This window comes from Myxococcus sp. NMCA1, from assembly GCF_026810205.1.
Classification (GTDB): domain Bacteria; phylum Myxococcota; class Myxococcia; order Myxococcales; family Myxococcaceae; genus Myxococcus; species Myxococcus xanthus_A.
This window is the reverse complement of the sequence record NZ_CP113950.1, coordinates 3,108,210-3,126,781: the sequence shown is the minus strand read 5'-3', so window position 1 is coordinate 3,126,781 and position 18,572 is coordinate 3,108,210. Positions and strand designations below refer to the sequence as shown.

General features: G+C 68.6%; 14 protein-coding genes. 5 read left to right on the top strand and 9 right to left on the bottom strand.

Annotation, left to right across the window (positions count from 1 at the left end; translation table 11 throughout):
• Window positions 1-181: 181 nt before the first annotated feature.
• The 6 genes from OZ403_RS13470 to cysS form a co-directional block, all read right to left on the bottom strand.
• Window positions 182-1,615 carry a hypothetical protein gene (locus OZ403_RS13470; protein WP_268784371.1) on the bottom strand — a complete coding sequence of 478 codons (1,434 nt, stop codon included), beginning with the start codon at window positions 1,613-1,615 and terminating at the stop codon, window positions 182-184.
• A gap of 67 nt (window positions 1,616-1,682) precedes the next feature.
• Window positions 1,683-2,201 (bottom strand): DUF507 family protein, encoded by a 519-nt coding sequence (locus OZ403_RS13465; RefSeq protein ID WP_140790088.1) that lies wholly within the window; start codon window positions 2,199-2,201, stop codon window positions 1,683-1,685.
• 137 nt (window positions 2,202-2,338) lie between these two features.
• A complete protein-coding gene (gene uvrC, locus OZ403_RS13460) occupies window positions 2,339-4,279 on the bottom strand; it encodes an excinuclease ABC subunit UvrC (protein ID WP_140798019.1) in 1,941 nt (646 codons plus the stop codon).
• A 12-nt stretch (window positions 4,280-4,291) separates the two neighbouring features.
• Window positions 4,292-6,406: an excinuclease ABC subunit UvrB gene (gene uvrB / locus OZ403_RS13455; protein WP_140790084.1), complete on the bottom strand. Its 2,115-nt coding sequence runs from the start codon at window positions 6,404-6,406 to the stop codon at window positions 4,292-4,294.
• 53 nt (window positions 6,407-6,459) lie between these two features.
• Window positions 6,460-8,139 carry a M28 family metallopeptidase gene (locus tag OZ403_RS13450; RefSeq protein ID WP_442929775.1) on the bottom strand — a complete coding sequence of 560 codons (1,680 nt, stop codon included), beginning with the start codon at window positions 8,137-8,139 and terminating at the stop codon, window positions 6,460-6,462.
• Between the two features lie 47 nt (window positions 8,140-8,186).
• Entirely contained in the window at window positions 8,187-9,680 is a 1,494-nt protein-coding gene (cysS, locus tag OZ403_RS13445; protein ID WP_174258754.1) for a cysteine--tRNA ligase, read from the bottom strand.
• 173 nt (window positions 9,681-9,853) lie between these two features.
• Between cysS and OZ403_RS13440 the strand changes: the two genes are divergently transcribed.
• Complete coding sequence (locus OZ403_RS13440) at window positions 9,854-11,404, top strand: FHA domain-containing protein (protein WP_268784370.1); 1,551 nt, start codon at window positions 9,854-9,856, stop codon at window positions 11,402-11,404.
• On the opposite strand, the gene OZ403_RS13435 is transcribed toward OZ403_RS13440, so the two are convergent.
• Window positions 11,382-12,029, bottom strand: a complete 648-nt coding sequence (locus OZ403_RS13435; protein ID WP_140790080.1) for a hypothetical protein — start codon at window positions 12,027-12,029, stop codon at window positions 11,382-11,384. The genes OZ403_RS13440 and OZ403_RS13435 overlap by 23 nt on opposite strands.
• A gap of 90 nt (window positions 12,030-12,119) precedes the next feature.
• Window positions 12,120-12,614: a CarD family transcriptional regulator gene (locus OZ403_RS13430; RefSeq protein WP_013939202.1), complete on the bottom strand. Its 495-nt coding sequence runs from the start codon at window positions 12,612-12,614 to the stop codon at window positions 12,120-12,122.
• A 183-nt stretch (window positions 12,615-12,797) separates the two neighbouring features.
• On the opposite strand from OZ403_RS13430, the gene OZ403_RS13425 reads away from it, so the two are divergent.
• The gene (locus OZ403_RS13425) at window positions 12,798-15,257 is read left to right on the top strand and encodes a DNA internalization-related competence protein ComEC/Rec2 (protein ID WP_268784369.1); all 2,460 of its coding nucleotides are present in this window, start codon (window positions 12,798-12,800) and stop codon (window positions 15,255-15,257) included.
• Window positions 15,258-15,262: 5 nt separating this feature from the next.
• Window positions 15,263-15,517 carry a hypothetical protein gene (locus tag OZ403_RS13420; protein ID WP_174258753.1) on the top strand — a complete coding sequence of 85 codons (255 nt, stop codon included), beginning with the start codon at window positions 15,263-15,265 and terminating at the stop codon, window positions 15,515-15,517.
• Between the two features lie 12 nt (window positions 15,518-15,529).
• Here OZ403_RS13420 and OZ403_RS13415 read toward each other — a convergent pair whose 3' ends face one another.
• Window positions 15,530-16,732 (bottom strand): carbohydrate-binding family 9-like protein, encoded by a 1,203-nt coding sequence (locus tag OZ403_RS13415; protein ID WP_140790074.1) that lies wholly within the window; start codon window positions 16,730-16,732, stop codon window positions 15,530-15,532.
• 223 nt (window positions 16,733-16,955) lie between these two features.
• Here OZ403_RS13415 and OZ403_RS13410 point away from each other — a divergent pair, with 223 nt between their 5' ends.
• Together OZ403_RS13410 and OZ403_RS13405 are read left to right on the top strand one after the other, a co-directional pair.
• Window positions 16,956-17,522 carry a hypothetical protein gene (locus OZ403_RS13410; RefSeq protein WP_268784368.1) on the top strand — a complete coding sequence of 189 codons (567 nt, stop codon included), beginning with the start codon at window positions 16,956-16,958 and terminating at the stop codon, window positions 17,520-17,522.
• A 163-nt stretch (window positions 17,523-17,685) separates the two neighbouring features.
• Window positions 17,686-18,456: a YqjF family protein gene (locus OZ403_RS13405; protein ID WP_140798011.1), complete on the top strand. Its 771-nt coding sequence runs from the start codon at window positions 17,686-17,688 to the stop codon at window positions 18,454-18,456.
• Window positions 18,457-18,572 lie beyond the last annotated feature (116 nt).

The window sequence follows — 18,572 nt, the reverse complement described above, 5'->3', positions numbered from 1 at the left end:
GCAGTGCCCGCTGCAGGCCGAGAGCAGGATACGGCCCGCGCCAGCGCGTCGTCGCTCATGCCCACTAGCGAAGCCTCGTCGTAGGACCGGCTCCACGTCGCGAGCATGAGCCGACTCACACAAGCGCCAGTACGCGACCTCTGCCAATCGCCCAGGCAGCCTTGTCGTTAGGAACATCCACTCAAGGACCCGCCGCAGCAGGCGCGGCGGGCGCGGGAGCGGTCGTCGCGGGCCCCAGCACGAGAGAAGGCGTAGCGGGCAGCGGGAGCGCTGGCGCGGCGTTGAGCGGCGCGGGCGTCCCCAGCAACGGCGCCGGAGTCCCGGCATTCAGCGGCGCCGGCGTGCTCAGCAGCCCCGGCGGCGGCACGGCCGGATTCGAGTTGAGCGGAGGCTCGGTGGCGATGATTCCCGCGCTGGACTGCCCCGTACCGACAAACGCATCGAACGAGCCCGGCGCCAGCGGCTGCACCGTGAACGAACCAAAGGTGGACGTGGTGGGCGGCGTCGCGAACGCCCCCGTCGTCGTGCCACTCCCAGGCGTCCCCACCACCACGGTGGTCCCATCCAACGGCGTCACCGGAAGCTGTCCCGAGTAAGTCGCGGGCGTGTTCGTCACCGTCGGTACGGGCAGGCCCCCACTGATGACCTCAGGCGTCACCGGCGCCCCTGGCACCGTCGTGGTCGGCACGGGCGTAGTCGCCAGGCGCCCTGGAGCCGTCGCCGGCACCGCCACCCGCGTGACGGGCCCCGTACCCTGAAGCGTCGCCGTGCCGGCCAACCCGGCCGTCCCACCGCCCCCGATGGCCGACGGCGCGGGCGGAGGCGACGCGGTGACAGGCGCCCCTACCGTGGCGGAGAGCGGTACTGGCGTCAGCGAGCGCCAGCTCAGCGGCGGATTGCCCGTGTTCTCCACGAAGGGCCGCGAACTCACCGCGGTGCCGCCCACGTCGATGGCCACGTCCTCGAACACGAACTGGATGAAGCCGCGCGGCTCGAGCTGCGGCGGGAGGTTCCACACCAGCACCACGAGCTCCGTGTCGTCGTAGCGAGCCTGCCGCAGCAGCCGGTGGGTGTCGTCATCCGCGTACGCGCCAGCGGCCAGCGCCGCCGCGTGCACGAAGGCCGTGTCCGTCAGAAGCTGCCCGTTGCGCCAGACGCTGCCCACACCCCAGACCGCCACCGCGGCGTGGGTGCGCGTCATCGCCGTCCAGCCCAGGCCACTGTCCCCATAGAGCGGGACGTCCAGCAACACGCCGCCGCCAATGGCATGTCGAGGCGGGCGAGGAAGCGGGCCCGAGCCCCCCTGCCCCTGCTCCGGCGGGAAACCGGGCCGCGTCAGCTCTACCCGGTACTCCGTGGCCCCCAGGCGAAAGGACGCTTCCAGCGTCCCTTTATCCCCAAAGGTGGCGCCCGGAAGGGACACGCGGTCCTCCACCGTCAGCGACGCGCTCCCCGTGCCGCTTTCAGCAAGGTCCGTGAAGGGAAGTGAGCCCTGGATGAAGAAGCCGTCTGGCTGCTCGGTCCTCGCGCTGGCCTCGCGGCCCTCGAACGTGAACCCGCCTGGCGCCGTGGCCAGCAAACCGGACAGAACGAACGTGGTGAAGGGTCCCGCCATCGACGCTACCTCCTTGGTTTACAAGGTAGGCAGCGGAGCGGGGAACGGCATGCCCCACTCCTGCGAACTAGATGAGGCCGCGCGCCCTGCGGATCTGCTCGACCGTCTTGTTGTACTCGATGTCGAAGGCGCTGGTGCCCTCCTGCAGGTGCTTCAGGCGGGAGCGGGCTTCCTTGTCGATTTCGTCGTCCACGTCGAGGTGACGCTTCATGACGGCGAAGATCTTCTGACGCAGCCCGTTATCCGCCGAGAACACCTCTTCGACGTTCCGGCTGATGAGCAGGAATTCAATCATCTGGTTGATGACGTACTCGATGCCCTCGTCGCCCATCTTGAAGCCGCGGACGTCCGCCATCTCGCGCTTCACCTGGTTGAACTTGGAATAGTCGTAGCCGCGACGCTCCAGCGCTTCACGCGTCGCCTGGTTCACACGCTCCTCGTTCGCAAGGTACTCACGCATGATGGCTGACAGGTCCATCTCGGCGTCGGCCACGCGCATCGGCTCCACCTCGATGTCCGCGTCCTGCATGAGCTGCTGAATGGCCTCGCGCGAGATGATCGGGATCACCTTCGGATACAGCCTCATGTCGGTCCCTCGCCCTCTGTGAAACGTGCTCGGAATCGTCAACCGCTATAGTTCAGCGCCGAGCCCAGTCGCAATGAAAAACCCCAGGAACGTCGCGCTTCCAGCGCACTTCCCATCAGGTCTGCAGCGGAAATTAATCACGCTGCCCCGGGTGGCGACCCTCCCTGCGTTTTTTCGTCGACGGGTTCGTGCGCGTCGTCAAGGGAAGCCTCCCGTACGGGATCTTCCGCATCCTCTTCTGGATGCCCGTGGAGGCCCGCATGGACGCGTTCCGCCATGGCCGGTCCGACGACTTCCGCGAGCTCCTCGATGGAGGCGTCCCCCACCCGCTTGAGCGAACCGAAGTGCCGCAGCAGTTGCTTGCGCCGCGTCTCGCCCACGCCGGGGATGTCCTCCAGCGCCGAACGCACCCGGCTTTTGCGCAGCACCTGCTTCTGGAAGGTGATGGCGAAGCGGTGGGCTTCATCCCGCATTCGCGTGAGCATGAACATCTCCGCCGAGTTCTGGGACAGGACGATGGGGTCCTTGCGCCCCACCACGAAGACGCGCTCGGGGCTCCGGGCGCTCTCCGCGTCGCGGTCGAACACCTCCAGGTCGCGGCTCTTGGCCAGACCCACCACGTCCACCGAATCCACGCCCACGTCCTTCATCGCCGCGTGCGCGCTGGCCAACTGCCCCTTGCCACCGTCGATGACGAGCAGGTCCGGCAGGTCGTTATCCTCCAGGCCCCGCTTCAGCCGGCGGGAGATGACCTCGTACATGCTGGCGAAGTCGTCCTGCTTCTCCAGCGTCTTGATCTTGTACTTCCGGTAGCGCGACTTGTCCGCGTCCCCGTCCGTCACCGCCACCTGCGACGCGACGATGGCTGAACCCTGGAAGTGCGAGATGTCGAAGCACTCCATGCGGCGCGGGAAGTTGCGCAGCCCCAGCCGCTGCTGGAGCCGGGACAGCACGTTGTCCGTTTCGTCCTTCGTGCGGCGGCGCTCCACGAAGGCCTGTTCGGCGTTCTTCGCGGCCATCTTCACCAGGTCCAGCTTCTCCCCGCGCTTGGGCACCAGGACGCGCACGCGCTCGCCCTTGCGCTCCGTGAGGAGTGCCTCGAGCCCTCCGGTGCCGTCCTCCAGCTCCAGCGGCAGCAGCACCTCCTCCGGCACGAAGCTGCCCTGGTCGTAGTAGAGGTTGACGAACGAGGCGATCAGCTCCTCGTCGGGGAACTCCTGGCTGCCGAAAGGGAAGGCCTGCCCGCCGTTGAGCCGGCCCTGCCGGACCCACAGGACGTAGAACAGGATGCGGTCCCCTTCCCGGTGGAAGGCGAAGACGTCCTGGTCCTTGAAGTCGGTGGTGGCGACCTTCTGGCGCTCCAGGCTCCGCTCGATGGCGCTGAGCTGGTCCCGTATCCGCGCGGCCTCCTCGAACTTCAGCTCCTGCGCGGCGCGCTTCATGCGCAGGCGCAGGCCCTCCACCAGCTCCCCGGCCTTGCCCTCCAGGAACATCACCACCTCGTCCACACTGCGGTGGTAGTCCTCCTGGGGAACCGGGTACACGCACGGGGCGGGACAGCGGCCAATCTGGTGCAGCAGACAGGGCCGCTTGCGGTTGGCCAGCACATGGTCGGTGCACGTACGCAGGCGGAAGAAGCGGTTGACCACCCGCAGTGTCTCGCGAATGGCTCCCGCGCTGGAATAGGGCCCGAAGTAGCGCGCGCCGTCGCGCTCGTATTTGCGCACCACTTCCAGGCGCGGATAGGGCTGGGTGCGGTCCAGGCGCAGGGAGATGAACTGCTTGTCGTCCTTGAGCAGGACGTTGAAGCGCGGCCGGTGCTTCTTGATGAGCTCGTTTTCGAGAAGCAGCGCCTCCTTCTCGTTGCTGACGAGCACCGTCTCCAGGTCACCCAGCAACTGGTCCAACAAGGACACGAAGACGCGCGTGTCGCCGGTACGGTTGAAGTACGAGCGCACCCGGCTGCGCAGGTTGATGGCCTTGCCGACGTAGATGACCTGACCCCGGCGGTCCTTCATCAGGTACACGCCGGGCTCGGTGGGCAGTGCGTCCAGCTTCTCCAGGAGCTTCGCGTCCATGCCAGCCCCCGCCTACTTGCGGCTCCGGGCCCGCGCGGAGCGTCCGCCGCCCCCGCGCCCCCGGCCCTTCTTCGGGGCTTCCGCTTCCGCCGCCTTCGCCGGGGCCCGCAGCAGCGAGCGCGATGCCGGCTTCAGCCCCAGGTCCATGTCCTTCAAGAGCTGCACGCGGTCGCGATACTCGGCCGCCTTCTCGAACTGCATCTCGTCCGCGGCGGCGAGCATCTCCTTGGTGAATTCCTCGATGAGCCGCTTGATTTCCTTCGGCTGGAGGACGTCGTCCTCGCCTTCGGCCGCCATCGGCAGGGCGCCCACGTCACCCGCCTCGTAGGCCGCGTGCTCGGACAGGTCGGTGATGTTGCTCTTCACCGAACGCGGGGTGATGCCGTGCGCCTGGTTGTGCGCGCGCTGGATGTCGCGGCGGCGCGTCGTCTCCTCCAGGGCCTTCTTCATGGAGTCGGTGACGTTGTCCGCGTACATGATGACGCGGCCACTCACGTTACGGGCCGCGCGGCCAATCGTCTGGATGAGGGAGACGTGGCTGCGCAGGAAGCCTTCCTTGTCCGCGTCCAGGATGGCCACCAGGGACACCTCGGGGATGTCCAGGCCCTCGCGCAGCAGGTTGATGCCCACCAGGACGTCGAACTCGCCCTTGCGCAAGTCACGGATGATGGCCATGCGCTCAATCGCGTCGATGTCCGAGTGCAGGTAGCGCACGCGCACACCCACGTCGGAGAAGTACTCCGTGAGGTCTTCCGCCATGCGCTTGGTGAGCGTCGTCACCAGGACGCGCTCGCTGCGGGATACGCGCTGACGCACCTCCTCCAGCAGGTCGTCCACCTGATTGCCCACGGGGCGAATCTCCACCTCCGGGTCCGTCAGGCCGGTGGGGCGGATGATCTGCTCCACCACCACGCCCTGCGACTTCTGCAGTTCGTACTCGGCCGGCGTCGCGGAGACGAAGATGGCCTGGGGCACCAACTCCTCGAACTCACCGAACTTGAGCGGGCGGTTGTCCAGCGCGCTGGGCAGGCGGAAGCCGAAGCCCACCAGCGTCTCCTTCCGCGCCCGGTCGCCGCGATACATGGCGCCAATCTGCGGCACCGTCTGGTGGCTCTCATCGAGCATCACCAGCAGGTTGCGCGGGAAGTAGTCGATGAGGCACGGAGGCGGCTCTCCCGCCGCGCGGCCGGAGAAGTGCCGGGAGTAGTTCTCGATGCCGCTGCAGTAGCCGACCTGCTCAATCATCTCCAGGTCGAACATGGCGCGCTGCTCCAGCCGCTGCGCCTCCAACAGCTTGCCCTCGCGCTTGAACGTCTGCAGTTGTTCGGACAGCTCGTCGCGAATGGTCTGAATCGCGCGCCGGCGCACGTCCTCCTCGGCCACGTAGTGGCTGGCGGGGAAGATGACGATCTTCTCCAGCGCGCCCAGCGTCACGCCGCGCAGCGGGTCGAACTCGGTGACGCGCTCCACCTCGTCGCCGAAGAAGCTGACGCGCACGGCCCGCTCCTCCTCGTAGGCGGGGAACACCTCGACGGTGTCGCCGCGCGCGCGGAAGGTGCCGCGATGGAAGTCCAGGTCGTTGCGCTTGTACTGGGCCTCCACCAGCTTGCGCATGAAGGTGTCGCGGCCCATCTCCTCGCCCACCGCCGCGCGCACCGCCAGGTCCACGTAGCTGCGGGCCGCGCCCAGGCCGTAGATGCAGGACACGCTGGCGACGATGATGACGTCGTCCCGCGTGCGCAGCGAATGGGTGGCCGAGTGGCGCATCCGTTCGATGTTGTCGTTGATGGACGAGTCCTTCTCGATGAAGGTGTCCGTCGACGGAACGTAGGCCTCGGGCTGGTAGTAGTCGTAGTACGAGACGAAGTACTCGACGGCGTTGTTCGGGAAGAGCGCCTTGAATTCGCCGTAGAGCTGCGCGGCCAGCGTCTTGTTATGGGCCATCACCAGCGTGGGCCGCTGCACGTTGGCGATGACGTTCGCCATCGTGAACGTCTTGCCTGACCCGGTGACGCCCAGCAGGGTTTGGTAGCGGTCACCCCGCAGGATGCCCTGCGTGAGTTCGCCAATGGCCCTTGGCTGGTCGCCTTCGGGCTTGTGTTCGCTGACGAGCTGAAAGTCCGACATACCCGCGAGACTTAACACCGCGCGGGTGGGAAGGCCGGATGTTCGTGACCGCGCTACTTCGAAGTGTCCTGTCGCTTCAGCGCTTCCAGGGATTGCAGCCGGGCAGCCTCGAACTCATCCCCCTTGTTCCAGCGCGGCAGCTCCGGTTGCCGGGCGACATGGGCGCCCAACAGGAAGAACAGGCGGACGTCTTCCACCGCGCCGGAAAAGTCCCAATCCGGACGCAGCTCGTCCGACGGCTGGTGATAGTGCTTCGACTCCCAGACCTCCCGCTGCTGCTTGCCCCAGCCCTCCGGCTTGCCGATGAAGTCCATCCCACTGCCGAAGTACGCGGCGGGAATGCCTCGCTTGGCGAAGTTGAACTGGTCCGACCGGTAGAAGAAGCCCCGGTCCGACAGCTGGTCCGCCTTCACCACCCGGCCCTGCGTCTTCGCCAGGGCCACCAGCGTGGCGTCCAGGTTGGACTTGCCCAGGCCGATGACGGTGAGGTCGCGGGTGCGGCCATGGATGTTGGCGCCGTCGATGTTGATGTTGGCGGCGACCCGGCCGTGGGCCACGGGCGGGTGCTCGGCCAGATACTGCGAGCCCAGCAGCCCCTGCTCCTCTGCGGCCACGGCGGCGAAGAGGATGGAGCGGCGCGGAGCCTTGGGCAGGGCCTTGAACGCCTTGGCGATGTTGAGCATCGCCGACACACCGGACGCGTTGTCGAGCGCGCCGTTGTAGATGGTGTCCTCGCCCGGCTTGCCGCCTTCCTTGCGGCCCAGGTGGTCATGGTGCGCGGTGTAGAGCACCACCTCCTGGGACAGCTTCGGGTCGCTCCCAGGCAGCAGCGCCAGCACGTTGGCGGTGGGGCTGCGGCGCACCGTGTTGGTGAGGCGCGACGACACCGTCATCCCGAGCGGCACCGGCTGGAAGTCGCGCTTCTGCGCGGCGGCCCACAGCGCGCCCAGGTCCTTGCCCGCCAGTTGCAACACCCGGCGCGTGGCCTGCTCGGTCGTCCAGGCCTTCACCTGGAGGCGCGGCCCCTCCGCGGCGGGCAGTTCGAACTGCTCTCCCGTCCACGACGTCTGCACCACCTGCCACGGGTAGCCCGCGCTCGGCGTGGTGTGGATGATGATGGCGCCCGCCGCGCCCATCTTCGCGGCCTGCTCGTACTTGTAATCCCAGCGGCCGTACCAGAGCCGGGTCTTGCCCGCGAAGAGCTGCGGGTCATCCTCCGGGTCGCTGTTGAGGATGAGCAGCGTCTTGCCGCGCAGGTCCATCCCCTTGAAATCGTCCCACTGGTACTCGGGCGCCTGGATGCCGTAGCCCACGAAGACGAGCTCGGACGCATCCAGCTTCGACTCGGGGGCCTGCACGCCGGACACGGCGATGAAGTCGTGGTGGAAGTTCAGGTGCACCGCGCCCTGGGGCGCCTGGAACGACAAATCCTTGGGGCTGCTGGTGACGCCCACCAGGTCGAAGGGCTGCAGGTACGAGCCATCCGTGCCCAGCGGCTGCAACCCGAGCGCCTCGAACTGCGATGCGATGTACGCCTGCGCGAGCGCGTCCCCCCGCGTGCCGGGACCACGGCCCTCCAGCAGGTCATTCGCGAGGAAGCGCACGTGCGCACGCAGCACCTCCGGAGCGATGACACCGGACGCGGACTTCTCCGCGGGCGTCGTCAACTGCACGCGCTGCGCGAGCGCCGGAGCAGAGCAGAGAGCGAGAAGCAGGAGCAGCGAGCGCATCATGGTGTCCCGAGCCCTAACACGAAGCCCGGGACACCCGAAGCACTGCATCAGCCCTGGAGCGGCGCCACCTTCCACGTCGTGCCAGCGGGCGTGTCCATGATTTCCACGCCCTTCTGCTTCAGCTCGCTTCGCACCCGGTCCGCGGCGGCGAAGTCCTTCGCCGCGCGGGCAGCGGTGCGCTCGCCCAGCAGGCGCTCCACCTCCGCCACGTCGATGCCGCGCTCGCGCACGGCGCGCTCCCGGCGGCGCAGCAGCCACGCATCGGGCGCGTCCTCGAAGAGGCCCAGGACGCCGGACACCCTGCGCACGTCCTCACGCAGCGCCTGCAGTGTGCGGCCCACCAGGGCCTTGTCCTTCACGGGCGGCTTGTCGGTCAGCTCGTTCATCATCCCGAAGAGCCCCGACAGCGCGCCCAGGCCGCCCGCGGTGTTGAAGTCGTCGTCCATGGCGGACTCGAACTCACTGAAGAAACGCTGCGGGTCGCCGTGCAGGGCCCCCTTGCCGAAGTCCTTCCCAGAGATTCGCTCGTCCACCTTGCGGAGCGTCTCGTAGAAGTACTCCATGCGCGTCTCCGCATCCGCCAGCGCCTTGTCGGAGAACGACAGCGGGTGGCGGTAGTGCGTGGCGAGGAAGAAGAAGCGCAACGCCTCCGGGTCCACCTTGGTCAGCGCGTCGCGCAGGCGCACCACGTTGCCCAGCGACTTGGACATCTTCGCGCCTTCCAGGTCCAGGAAGCCGCAGTGCATCCAATACCGGGCGAAGGTCACGCCGTTGGCGGACTCGCTCTGGGCGATTTCGTTCTCGTGGTGGGGGAAGATGAGGTCCAGCGCGCCGCCGTGGATGTCGAACGTCTCACCCAGGTACTTCGCGCTCATGGCGGAGCACTCGATGTGCCAGCCCGGACGGCCGGGGCCCCAGGGGCTCTCCCACGCGGGCTCTCCCGGCTTGGCTGCCTTCCACAGGGCGAAGTCGAGCGGCTCGCGCTTCTGATCACCCGGCTGCACGCGCTCGCCCACGCACAGCTCGTCCAGGTTGCGCTTGGACAGCTTCGCGTAGTCCGCGTCGCTGCTCACGGAGAAGTACACGTCGCCCTGGGAGGCGTACGCGTGGCCCTTGTCCACGAGCTTCTGGATGATGGCGATGATTTCGGGGAGGTGGTCGCTCACCCGCGGCGAGAAGTCCGGCTCCAGCAGGTGGAGCGCCCGGGTGTCCTCGCGGAAGATCTCCACGTAGCGCGCCGCCAGCGCCACCGGGGTCTCCCCCGTCTCCGCAGCCGCCTTGATGATTTTGTCGTCCACGTCCGTGTAGTTGCGGACGTACCGGACCTTCAGGCCCCGGTGACGGAGATAGCGGACCACCACGTCGAAGGAGGTGAAGGTGCGGGCATTCCCGATATGAATGTAGCTGTAGACGGTAGGACCACAGACGTAGACCCCCACCTCGCCAGGAATGGCGGGCTGCAGCAGCTCCTTCTGCATGGTCATCGTGTTGAAGAGCCGGATGGCGGGCGGGGTCACGTGCGGCAATCCTCTCGGGTCCATAGGCGTGGGTGTGTCCCTCACTCTAGAGTCTCGGGTCGTGGACAGGCCAGTATTCGCGAGGGGTTCGTCGCCGCCCCCAATCTGGGAGAATGGGCATCATGGCTCCACCGAACCCAAAGCGGCCCCCTCGGCCGCCCCGCCCGCCCGGTACGCAGGCGCCCCAGGATTCAGACGTGGAGCTGCCCTTCGACGACGACGAGGTGGATCCGCTCCAGGCTGACGACCCGCGTCCCCAGCGGGTTCCCCAGTTTCCCGCGGGCTCCCGCCGCAGCCGGCGCCAGGGCCCGGGAGGGCGCGCCAACAGCGACCGCGAGCTCGCCTCCCGCTTCGACACCTCGAATGAGTACTCGGACCCCGGGTACGCGGCTGCCTTCCTGTACGTCGAGCGAGGCCCCGGCGCCGGACAGCTGGTGCCCGTCAAACAGGGGGCGCTGGTCATCGGGCGGTCCTCCTCGTCCGACCTCCGCCTGCAGCACCCGTCCATCAGCCGCCGGCATGCGCACCTGACCCGCCGCGGCGAGCGCTTCTTCCTGAAAGACCTCAGCAGCCAGAACGGCACCTTCCTCAACCGCCATCGCATTACCTCGGAGGTCGAGCTGATGCCGGGGGACGAGGTGTCCCTCGGCAATGCCCTGTTGCGCCTGCGCGGCCCCGGTGGAACCCCCGCCCTGGGTGTGCCCGCCGTCTCCCACGACGACAAGCCGCCTTCGCGCAGGGCCTTGAGCACGGTGGGTGTGGCCCTGGGCGCCGCGGCGCTGGGTTCAGGTGTGGCCGCGCTCATCGCACTGCTTTCCATGCGGATGGCCGGCGGCACGGAGCACATCTCTCCCGCCCCGCCACCGGCGGCCCCCCGGAATGCGGCCGCCGCTTCGCCGACCGTGGTCGTGTCGGGTGCGCCCACGCGGGTCGATATGGAAGTGCCCGCAGCCAGCAGCGCCGAGAAAACAGGCGACACGGTGGTTGTAGCCGCGACGGGCACCCCGGAGAATCCGCCTCCCGAAGAGGAGGACGCGCCCCTGACGCCCAAGGCCACGGGCATCAGCGCCCTGAACGTGGCTCGGGGCACCACGAAGCAGGTGCGTCCCATGGCCGTTGCCCCCTCGAACGAGCGCACGGCGGGAAGCACCGATTCGGCGGCGAACGCCCAGCGGCAGACACAAGGCGCTGACGCGGCTTCCTCCAGCGCGCTCGCGATGAGGGGCGCGGACTCCGCGGCGAACGCCCAGCGCCGGGTGCGCAGCGCGGATTCAGCGTCCTCGAACAAGCGGGCGGCTGGGGCGCTCGATTCGGCGGCGGCGCCATCCGACGCAACCTCCGCGAAGGAGGCCGAGGTCCTGCGCCGCTACGAAGCGGGAGATGTGGCGGCGGCCCGGGACATGGCCCAGGCGGAGAAGCTCACCGCGCTGCACGGGCAGCTCATGAGGTTCGAGACCGCCGAGGCGCAGGCGAAGAAGGCCCTGGCGAAGCGGGACTTCCCAGAGGCCATTGCGCAGCTGACGCTCGCCATTTCGGTGGACGATGCCCTGGCGCATGGCTGGAGCAAACACGGACCGCCCCTGCGCAAGCAATTGTCGCGGCTCCATGTCCAGGTCGGCACGGAGCATGCCGCCGCGGGCCGGGTGGACGAGGCGCGCGCCGCCTTCGAGCAGGCCCTGAAGCACGACACCGGCAACCGCGAGGCCCGCGAGCAGCTCGGCCGGCTCACCCGCGCTTCAGCCCCCTGACGAGCAGCATCGCGTTGAGCACCACGAAGGTGACCAGCGACAGGCACACGAGCAGCAATCCCCTGTCCGCGCCGGGACGCTCGCCTTCGATGAGCAGCCACAACCGGCCGTCCCGCGGTTGGAGCTCACCCATGCGCACCATCAGGGCCAGGGCATCGCGGTAGCGAGAGGCATCCTCTTGCGCCAGCAGCCGTCCTCGCACGGCGAAGGGACGTTGGTCGGGCTGCGGCGGCGGACGGCCTTCGGTCCACTGCTCCCCCGGGAGCGCTGGCCGGCGCACCACGAAGGGCGAGTCGCGCAGCCCCACGAGGACATACAGCGCGCCGTCCGCGCGCTCATAGGCGCCCCGGACCGTGGGCACGCCATGCACCTGGGCGTAACGGTTGGAAGTGAGCGCCTCGAAGCGATACGCCCCTTCCGCGCCCAACGTCAGCGGAACGCTTGGAGACAGGAAATACGACAAGTCCTTCCACTGCATGCCGAGCAGCACCAGTCCCACGGCGATGGCCATGACCGCGGCCACGGGACGCACGCCCACGCGGCGGCGTGACAACCGGGCCTCGAGCTCCGCGATGCGGCGCGCTCGCGCCTCTTCCGTGGGGGACTGCGGCAGCGGCTCACTCATGGGCGGACATGATGTGGCGTGGAAAGACGAAACCCCGAGCTCCCTGCTTGGGAACCCGGGGCGACGAGTCTTGGACGGCAGTCCTGTGGCTCAGGCCAGGTTGAAGATCTTCTTCAGGTCCGACTCGATTTCTTCCTCGGAGCAGTCCTTGGCCAGCGACAGCTCCTTGATGAGCAGCGAGCGCGCGGTATCCAGCATCTTCCGCTCGCCGAAGGAGAGGTCCTTGTCGCCCTTCAGGAGGTAGAGGTCGCGGAGCACTTCGGCGATTTCGAACACCGAGCCCGTCTTGATCTTCTCCATGTACTCCCGGTAACGACGGTTCCACGTCGTGGAGTCAACGGAGATGTCCTTCTCCTTGAGGATGGAGTAGACCTGCTTGACGTCCTCCTCGCTGATGATCTCCCGGAGACCGACCGACCCGACCTTGTTGATCGGGATCATGATCCGCATTCCGTTCTCCAGGATGCGCAGCACGTAGAAGGACTGGCGCTGCCCGGCCACCTCGGTGTGTTCGATACCCATCACTTCACCGACGCCCTGGCCCGGGTAGACCGCCTTGTCACCAGTCTTGAAGCTGGTCTGCACTCACTGCCTCCTTGAAAGACTCGTTCCCGGCCTTTCAGCCGGGCACTACTACCACAAACCACATCCACGGGCAACGATAACGCCTTGACCACCCAGGACGCGCCCGACTACGTTGTCGGTTTCTACACGCGGTGTCGGCAGATGTGTGCACCAGTGTGACGGGCGGCGGGTGGGGGTCGGAAGGTGGAACGTCATGCTTGGCGCGACCTGGGCGCGCGTCCTCTCTTCTTTCCCGCCCTGAGCCTGTCACTCGGAGCCCTCTGCGCCCCGGTAACAAGCGCGTACGCAGAACCATTTCTCGTTTGTGGGCTTTTACTGGGAGCGCTCGGACTGGCGCTCGCCCGGCTGCCTGGTGCGCATCTCGCCGTGCTGGCGTCACTCTGGGCGGCGGGCGCGGGGCTGGCGCGCTGGGAATCCCAGGTGGATGTGCCGGCGGAGCTGACCCAAGGCAACGCCATCGTCATCGAGGGAGAAACGGAGCGGGTGGACCGCTTTGACGGGACGACGCGTGTCCGGTTGGCCGTCGCACGGGCTGGCGTCCCTCCTGGACCGCTGGCCCCCGTACGGTTTCGGATGAACCTGTCGCTGCGCGGCGAGCCACCGCCGCTCCTACCCGGGCAACGTATCCGGGCAGAGACGAAGCTGCAGCCAGACGCGCCCCCGTCGAACCCCGGTGAGAAGGATTTCGGAGCGGCGCGACGGCGACAGGGCGTGGCCTTCACCGGTGGCATGGACGCGCGGCGCCTGGTGGTGCTCTCCCCTGCCCCGGCGTGGCGGGTGTCATTGGAGGACACGCGCACGCGGCTGGCGGCGGCGGTCCATGCAGTGTCGCCATCGACGGATGCAGCGGCGCTCTTCCTCACCCTGGCGGCGGGGCAACGCGCGGCGCTGGATGATTCATGGGAAGAGGCCTTCTCTCGCGCAGGACTGGCCCACGTGTTGAGTGTCAGCGGGCTGCACGTGGCGGCGTTGGCGCTGATGACCCTCGCGGTGCTGCGGCGGCTGGTGGTGCGCACCGGTGAGCGGTGGCGGATGCTGGATGCTCGGCAGGTGGCGGCCCCCGCGGCGGTGCCCTTCGTCTGGGCCTACGTTGTGTTCACCGACAATCAGCCGCCCGCGGTGCGCTCCGCGGTGATGGCCACGGTGGTGCTGCTGGGGCTGGCGCTCTGGCGGCGCGCGGACGGGCTCAACGGACTGGCCGCTGCGGCCGTGGTGCTGGTGGCCTGGGCGCCCTCCAGCGTGGCCGACCTGTCGCTGCGGCTGTCGTTCCTCGCCGTGCTGGGACTGGTGCTGCTGTCACCGCCGCTGCGGCAGGCGCTGCCCCTGGCCGAGCCCGACCCGTCCGAGCCCCACCGCGTCCGGCGCTGGTGGGGACAGGCCCAGGAGACGGTGGCGCAGACACTGTGCGCGAGCGCGGCCGCGACGCTGTCGGGACTCCCCATCGTCGCGGCGACCTTCGGACGGGTGAGTATCGCGGGGCTCATCTCGAACGTGGTCGCCCTGCCCTTATGCGGGCTGCTCACGGGCCTGGCCGCGGGTGGCGCCGCGCTCTTCGTCGTTGCCCCCGTGCTGGCGACGCCGGTGCTGTGGGCCGGCGCCTGGGCGTCCGAGCTGCTGCTGGTCATCACCCGGCTCTTCGCGGCGGCGCCGCTGGCCTCGGTCGAGGTGCCGTCACTGGGCTTCCTGTCGGCGCTCTACGCGGCGGGGCTGCTGACGTGGGCGCTCGGCACGGGACGCTGGCGGCTGGGCGGCTTGTTGGCTCCCGCGGCCGTCATCGCCGCCATCCTGGCACCGGTGCTCACGCCGCAGCCCGGGCTGCGCGTCACCTTTCTCTACGTGGGTCAGGGAGACGGCGTGGTCGTCAGCTCCGGTGGTGAGCACATGCTCGTGGATGGCGGCGGCGTTCCAGGCGGCATGGACACCGCGGAGCGCTTCATCCTCCCGTACCTGAAGCACGCCGGCATCTCCCGGCTGGACCTCGCCGTGCTGTCACATCCGCATCCGGACCATGCGCTCGGGCTGGCATCCGCGCTGAAGCAGATTCCCACCCAGCGACTGTGGATGCCCGCGGGCGACGGAGACGGTCCGCTCTCGCGGCAGGTGGTGGCCGCGGCGGGGACGGCGCTCGTAGAGGAAGTCGAGGTGGGCCATCCCCCCCTGCGCCTGGGCGAGGCGACCATCGAAGTGCTCGGGCCACCAGCGTTGGAGGCACGCGACCTGCTGGAAGGCGCGAACGACCGAAGCGTGGTGCTCCTGGTGCGCCACGGCGACGTCACCGTGCTGCTCACGGGCGACGTGGAGGCGGATGGCGAGGAGGCCCTGGCGGAACAACTGGGTCCGGTGACGGTGATGAAGGCCCCTCACCACGGCTCACGGACGTCCTCCACGGAAGCCCTGCTGGCACGCACACGCCCACGGCACGTCGTCTTCTGCGTGGGCCGGCGCAACCGCTACGGCTTCCCCCACGACGACGTGGAGGCGCGATACCGAGCGCTGGGAAGCGAGTGCTGGCGAACGGACCAGCATGGCGCCATCACCGTGGAAAGCGACGGCCAGGACGTCCGCCTGCTCACCTTCCTGCCCCACGAGCCCTCTCCCCGGGTCATGCCGGTTGCGCGGGCTGGGGGCCCATCACCAGATTGAGGCCGATGATTCCAGAGGATATCGACCTCCAGCAGCTCACCGCCGACCTGAAGAACGCGCTCGGCCCGGGAGAACCCATCGGGTACCTCCGTGGCAAGTCCGTGATGCGCAACCTGCTCGTGGACATGCGCGGCTTCTCGGAGTTGGAGGCGGAGGAGCTCATCGACACGATGGAGCTTCGCGGCTTCCTCCGCTTCCTGGGGGACCCCACCGAGCGGTCCGTCGCGGACGCGCACTGGGACATCAGTCCCCACGCGTGAGCGCGGGCGCCCCTATTCGAACACGAGCCAACCGAAGCGCGGCAGCGCATGGAAGTCGCCGACGAAGAGGGGCGAGAAGGACTGCCCCTCCACCGTGCGGCGGTCATGGTGCTCCAGCCGGTAGAGGTTGAAGCGCCAGCGGTCACCCGGCTGGGGCGGGATGTGCGGGACTTCGGCCAGCCGGTCGAAGGGAATCTGCATCTCCACCGACCAGCCCTCGTCGCGGTCCGAGGCATCATCCAACGTGCCCCGCACCTTCACGGCGGACGTCATCCCTGAATCCCAGGAGCGGTCCATGCCCTGCCGACGGGCGGGGAAGTACGCGTCGAAGATGACGTTGTGCGGTGACACCTGGAGTTCGTTGTACGTGCGGCCATCCGCGTTCGCGTCGAGGAAGATTTCCACCACCTCCTCCTCGTAGATGGGGTCATCGCGCTTGCGCAGTGTGCCCCACACGTCCGGGTCATCCAGGTCGAAGGCCACGTAGAGGAACTTGCCGTCATGGACGAGCCGCGCCTCGGTGCGCTGGCGCGCGGCGCTCCCATCGAAGCTCCGGCGCAGCACCACCGGTCTGGACTGCTTCCACGCCGCGTCGTCGAGCACGCCGTCGATGGTGGGCGGCTGGCTCACGCGCGGGACGGAGTACTCGGGCAGCTCCTGCGCGGCCCCGCCCAGCTGAGGCCCCAGCATCCGCTGCGAGCCGTCATGCGCATTGGCGTCGTCCACGGGCAGCCGGGAGTCTCCCCGCCAGAAGCCGAGCATCACGCGCGCGGGCGTGCCCGGCATGGGCACCGAGTGGATGTCCTCGATGACCTTGCCCACCGGCCATGACGCCAGCGGCGCGGCGCCCCCCTGTACCTCATGGTCCGCGTTCGTGAGCATGCCGCCACTGGCCGGGTCCACGACGTGGGCGAAGAAGGCGAAACCCTGCGGCGGCGGACGAACCGCTTGGAAGTAATGGGCCAGCCTCACCTGCGTGCCGGGCGCGGCCTTCTCCGGTGACACCTTGGAGCCCAGGTACACCACCGCGCCACCGGCGAACGTCGCGCCGCTGCGGAACGTGAGGTCCGCGGGCGCCGCGTCCAGGGTGCGGAGCTGCGTGGGCGCGGGAATGCGGGGCGTCTGCTGACGCGGCCCGGCCTGCTCATCACGACAGGCGGTGGCAAGACAGGTGACGGCCAGCAGCGGAGCAAGGACGGAGGACGGGAGACGCATCGGGGCCGCGCATCCTAGCGGGCTTCGCGTCCAATGGGTTCACCACGAGGTGAGCGAGCAGGCAACCATCGAGCCCCTCTCGCCTTGAAGTCCCGGCAATTGTCATGCCGAGCGGTGGCTCCCATCTTCTCGCCTCAACCGGCGGTTCAGGCCCAAGGGAGGCGCGAATGAAAACTCTACTCAAGGTGGGTGCGGTGGTGGGTGTGCTGGGAGCAGGAGCGCCATGGCACAGGAGCGGCTGGAGTCCTCCGCGGACATGCGCGGACTGACGTTCCTGGTGGGCGGCGGTGTCGAGGGCTACACGAGCGCACTGGGCTCCGACATCAACCCGGGCCTTGGCTACGGCGTGACGGTGGCCATCAAGCCCACGAAGGTGCTGGGCATCGAGCTGGGCTACTCGGGCGCCCTCAACGAGTTCGACCAGCGCGTGGTGACGGGCGCCCGGAGCGGCCCGGACCTGGTGCGAAACGGCGCGCACGTGGTGGCCACGCTGGGCCTGGGTGCCGCGCCCGTGCAGCCCTACGTCCTGGGCGGCGTGGGCCTCAGCCGGTACAACGTGCGGGCACCCACGGTCGCCTTCGCGGATGACACGGTGGGCAACATCCCGTTGGGCGGCGGCCTGCGCGTCCACATGGGCAACTTCACCGCCGATGCCCGGCTCCAGTACAGCTTCCTCCTGGACCAGCAGTTCGCGGCGAACGTCCCGCCCGGCGACGTCACGATTGGCGACCGGAACTTCAGCAGCGGCGGCAGCTACGCGGGCACCGTCAACATCGGCGCGACCTGGTAGCGACGCGGCCACCGATGCTTGGGCATGGAGCGAGCCCGGACACCTGGCCTCCGCCGAGCGCTCCCTCGTCGCAGAATGCCGGCTTCTGCGAGGGGTGAGCGCGAGGCACGCCCGCCGTCAGACGGGGTGGCGTCGGGAGAAGGCCCCGCATTAGGACGGAGGCATGAGCCCTTTCCTCACGGCGGAGTGGCGGTATCTCGTCATGCTCAACTACGAGGTGGACCCCGAGGTGCTCCGGCCCCTCGTCCCCCGTGACACGGAGTTGGACACCTGGCAGGGCCGGACCTTCGCCAGCATGGTGGGCTTCCGGTTCCTCGACACGCGCGTGCGGGGACTGCCCGTGCCCTTCCACCGGAACTTCGATGAGGTGAACCTGCGCTTCTACGTGCGGCATCTCGGCCCTGAAGGCTGGCGGCGAGGCGTGGTGTTCGTGAAGGAAATCGTCCCGCGACTGGCCATCGCCACCGTGGCGCGCGTGCTCTACAACGAGCCGTATGTCGCGCTGCCCATGCGGCACGTCGTGGAGATGGAAGGCGCGCACACCGGCGCCCCTGGCCGCGTCGAATATGCGTGGAAGGCGGGGGGAAAGTGGCAGCACCTGGCGGCGACGACGCTCGGGCCGCCGCAGGCCAGCGAACCTGGCTCGGAGGCGGAGTTCATCACCGAGCACTACTGGGGCTATACCGCGCAACGGGACGGCGGCTGCGCGGAGTACCGCGTGGAGCATCCCCGCTGGTCCGTGTGGCGGGTGGAGAACACGGCGCTCGATATCGACGTGGAAGGCATGTACGGCGCGAGGTTCGTCCCCTTCCTGCGCGGCAAGCCCAACTCCGCCTTCGTCGCGGATGGTTCGGCCGTGGCTGTGTACCCCGGCACGCGGACGGGCCCCGGTGCCGGCCAGTCGCGGGCCTCCGAGACGCCGCGCGCCGCCTGAGCAAGGTCCGCGTTTCCTCCGCGGGTGTCTCGCGCTTCGGACGGGCCCATCGCCACCGGGACGCACGTGGACGGCAAGTCCGCGGAACCCTGGCCTCCTGGGACGGCCGGCCCGTT